The organism is Desulfobacterium sp. N47, assembly GCF_051233685.1.
Taxonomy (GTDB): Bacteria; Desulfobacterota; Desulfobacteria; order Desulfobacterales; family RPRI01; genus RPRI01.
The window spans coordinates 1-3,684 of the sequence record NZ_JBAMMY010000114.1 but is presented as its reverse complement, the minus strand read 5'-3'; the positions used below and the strand labels follow the sequence as shown (position 1 = coordinate 3,684).

Sequence of the window (3,684 nt, the reverse complement as noted above, 5' to 3'; positions counted from 1 at the left end):
AAAATCGAGTTTTCCATCAACACAGAAGTATAAATAATGTTTAATATAATAAGGCTTGAGACGATTAACTGTGAAGATTTTAAGCCATATAATCATTTTATGCTATAAAGCCGGGAAATTGGGCTGTCTATCATCCGGCCGGCTGGCATAAATCCTGTCCATCCTGTTAATCCTGTCTAAAAATACTCTGCGACTCTGTGTGCTCTGTGAGAAAAATCCGGGCGTATTGCAATACGCCCCTACACCTTCAACCCTTCTTTCCCCTCATCAACTTACGAACTCATGAGCTGTTTTTTTCCCTTTCACCTTGAACCTTGCACCTTCCTCCTTGAACCTTTCACCTTTATCCTTGAACCTTTTCCGAACGTCGGTTTTCTTTACAATTTTTTAAATCCCCGATTATCCTATCTATCATACTGATATAATGATCTATTACTCTTTATTTTACCCCCATTTACCCAAATTTTTCACAAAAAACTGTCGGGATACTTTACAATATTACACAATCCATTGTATTTACTAAATAATTAATCCACCACATCAATTTGAATTTTTACACGATCCCACATCCCCAAACTCCCCCAATCACAATCCCCCACAAAACACTCAGAGGTCACAGAATTTTATATAAATATTTCAAACTGTTTTCATCTATTAATTATCACCCAAAAGCAAACCTTTTCCCTCACCAACTCACCAACTTATGAGCTTATGAGCTTCTTTTCCTTTCACCTTGAACCTTTCACCTTGAACCTCGAACCTTTATCCTTTATCCTCCAACCTTCCTTTCCCCTTACCAACTTACCAACTTACGAACTCATGAGCTTCTTTTCCTTCCACCTTGAACCTTTCACCTTTCTCCTTGAACCTTCTTTCGAACGTCGGTTTCCTTTACAATTTCACACCAGCATACACATATGCCCATTTATACCTGAATCAGCAGTGCTGTATAATATATTATATTTCAATAAGTTATAAATATATTTTTTATGTTGTTTGTTATTGGCACAACCATTGCTTAAATAGAGTGCAACAAAGAAAATAATATACAAGTTTAATTAAAATAAGAAATACAAACTTAAAACAAAGGAGGAAAAAATGAAAAAGGTTCTAAAAGTTTTAGCAGTGGCAATTTTAGGTATCTTCTTAGTGAGTGGAATGGCAATGGCGGCTCCGTTCACTTTTGGTGATGGTGGTAGCGCATTACAGGATGTATTGAATGACATAACAATTGCGCCGACTTATAATACCAGCAGTGTTGATGTTACGGCTGATGCAATGTTAGATAGCTCTGATTCATACTGGAACATCACAGGTACTGGTGGCTCCATAGCAACAATGATTATAGAGATCGCAGGATTTGCAGAGAACAATTTGTTCGGTGTTTATAACAATGGTAAATACGTTCGGTTGTTTGATGGTTCAGCCACAGCAGGTGCTCAGGTAACACTCTCCATAGCAGCAGGTGGGAGTGTTTATGTAAACCATATTGATACCGGTGTAGACTTTACTGGAACTATTTTCGGTTATTATTTAGATTCAAGTTACTACTCCACCGGTGGCTTATGGCATTCAGATAAATCCCTTAATAGTGATGAAATGGATCATATGGCGGCATATCAGGGAACAAATACCGATACAGTTCAATTACCTATTTGGGGTGCCGGACTTTGGACCAACAACGAATACATCTTGGCTTTTGAAGATTTGCGCAAAGATGTAAGTGACAAAGATTACACAGATATGGTAGTTATGGTAGAATCTGTAACACCAGTTCCCGAACCGTGCACACTGCTTCTTCTCGGCTTCGGCCTTATCGGTCTTGCAGGCGCAGGCAGAAAATTCAAGAAATAGATTAAAAACGGTTGACAGTTCACGGTTGAAAGCGGTTGACAGTTGACGGTTCACGGTTAACGGTGAAAAAACGGTTGACAGTTCACGGTTAACGGTAAAAAAAAGCTGAAAAGATAATTCAAACAAAAAAAGGCAGAGTCGAAACCGGCTCTGCCTTTTTCATTTCCATTTTCCCCCTCATCAACTTACGAATTCACGAAGTTATGAGCTGTCTTTTCCTCGACCCCTCGAATTCTTTCTTCATATCAACTCACGCACTATCTTTTTATTTCACATTGCAAGCTTTAACCTTGGACCTTTTGAACCTTGATTCACGTTCCTTTTATCTGAACTCATAAACTCCCTTTCTTTCTTTCTTTCTTTTTATTTATTCGTAATGATACCGGCAACTGATTACAGTAATGGTTTCTTTTTCGATTTTATATACCAGCCGGTGTTCTTTGCTGATTCGTCTTGACCAGCATCCGGATAATTGAAATTTTAACCTTTCAGGTTTGCCGATACCATTTTCAGGATCTCGCAGGATATCTTTTAAAAGCTGTTTGATCCGCTTTGCCAGGCGTTTATCTTTATTCAAAAACCATTCAAAATCCTTCCATGCTTCCTGCGTAAAAATAATTTTCATAAATCCTCTGTAGAGAACTCAACAACTTTACCCTCTTTTGCTTCTTGTAAAGATTTTTCGAGATGCGCGCGGTTAGCCGGTGAACTTAACAGATAAGCTGTTTCTTCCATGGACTGAAAATCATCCAGAGAAACAAGAACCACCTGTTCTTCAGGCCGGCTACCGACAATGATTGCCGGTTCTGAGTCTTTGCAGACGTTTTGAATCAGCGTACGCAGATTTTTTCTTGCATCGCTATATGTTATTGCTCTCATAATCTATCCCCTTTTTATCTCATATAATCTCGATAATTGCCTGCTTTTTTCTCTTTATATATTATAGCATATATACCGACAGATAAAAAGCACATAATCAATGCTGACCTCTGGTGCGGTGCATTTCCCTGCACCTGAAAACGGTCTTGTTGGCCTTGCAGGTGCAGGAACAATTGGTATCACATCTTGAATTGAAGAAAAAGGGACAGGCGAATAATGCTTGAGACGCCCATTGTATGCGGTTAATAATGGTTACGCAGTGTAAAAACCAATTTATACGGAGGATTATATGCCAAGGAGTCGATTAGGCTCTGCCTTTTTTATTTCCGTTATAAAATCTTAAATAAATCTCAGATTTCTTTCAACCGGAAACTTTCAACCGGAAACTGTAAACTGTTAACCGGCAACCGTAAACCGTAAACTGTAAATCATTTTTTACCGAAAACAGCTTTGAGCCAAAATCGGATTTTGCTCTATTTGTCAAACGAATCACTGTGGCCATGATCAACTGCACCGCGTTGTTCATTAATTATGCCCGGAACTTCATATTCGATGTGTCCATTTTTCCAAATTGGTATTTTGTAATTATTCTTCCTCGCATCCTCAGCGACCTTTGCAGCAGCTCTTTGCAGAGCTTTCAATCCAATTATGCCATATTTATTGTGCATTTTCATCATTCACTCCGATTCATCTATAATAATTGGCATGTTACCAGAGGTGTCAAAAACAATCCATGAATCTGCAATTTGCTTATAAAACATGTTGAAGTTTACCCAACCTCTTTGAAAACAAAGAGAATAAGGGACAGGCGAATTATGCATGCCATGCCCATTGTATGCGATTAATGGTTACGCAGTGGGAAAACCAATTTTATATAAACGGAGACACTACAAATTAAGATAAGAATTAGAAGGGGGGATTAATATAATGCTGTTAACTTTTTTTGCTAAC

General features: G+C 38.3%; 4 protein-coding genes. 1 reads left to right on the top strand and 3 read right to left on the bottom strand.

The genetic code is table 11. From position 1 onward, the window contains the following. Nucleotides 1–1,098: 1,098 nt before the first annotated feature. Nucleotides 1,099–1,854, top strand: a complete 756-nt coding sequence (locus VXK47_RS06950) for a DUF4114 domain-containing protein (protein ID WP_435548047.1) — start codon at nucleotides 1,099–1,101, stop codon at nucleotides 1,852–1,854. Between the two features lie 367 nt (nucleotides 1,855–2,221). On the opposite strand, the gene VXK47_RS06945 is transcribed toward VXK47_RS06950, so the two are convergent. The 3 genes from VXK47_RS06945 to VXK47_RS06935 form a co-directional block, all read right to left on the bottom strand. Continuing rightward, nucleotides 2,222–2,479, bottom strand: a complete 258-nt coding sequence (locus tag VXK47_RS06945) for a type II toxin-antitoxin system YoeB family toxin (RefSeq protein WP_435548046.1) — start codon at nucleotides 2,477–2,479, stop codon at nucleotides 2,222–2,224. After that, entirely contained in the window at nucleotides 2,476–2,733 is a 258-nt protein-coding gene (locus tag VXK47_RS06940; protein ID WP_435548045.1) for a type II toxin-antitoxin system Phd/YefM family antitoxin, read from the bottom strand. Before VXK47_RS06940 ends, VXK47_RS06945 begins: the two co-directional genes overlap by 4 nt. A 473-nt stretch (nucleotides 2,734–3,206) precedes the next feature. Continuing rightward, entirely contained in the window at nucleotides 3,207–3,401 is a 195-nt protein-coding gene (locus tag VXK47_RS06935) for a hypothetical protein (RefSeq protein ID WP_435548044.1), read from the bottom strand. Nucleotides 3,402–3,684 lie beyond the last annotated feature (283 nt).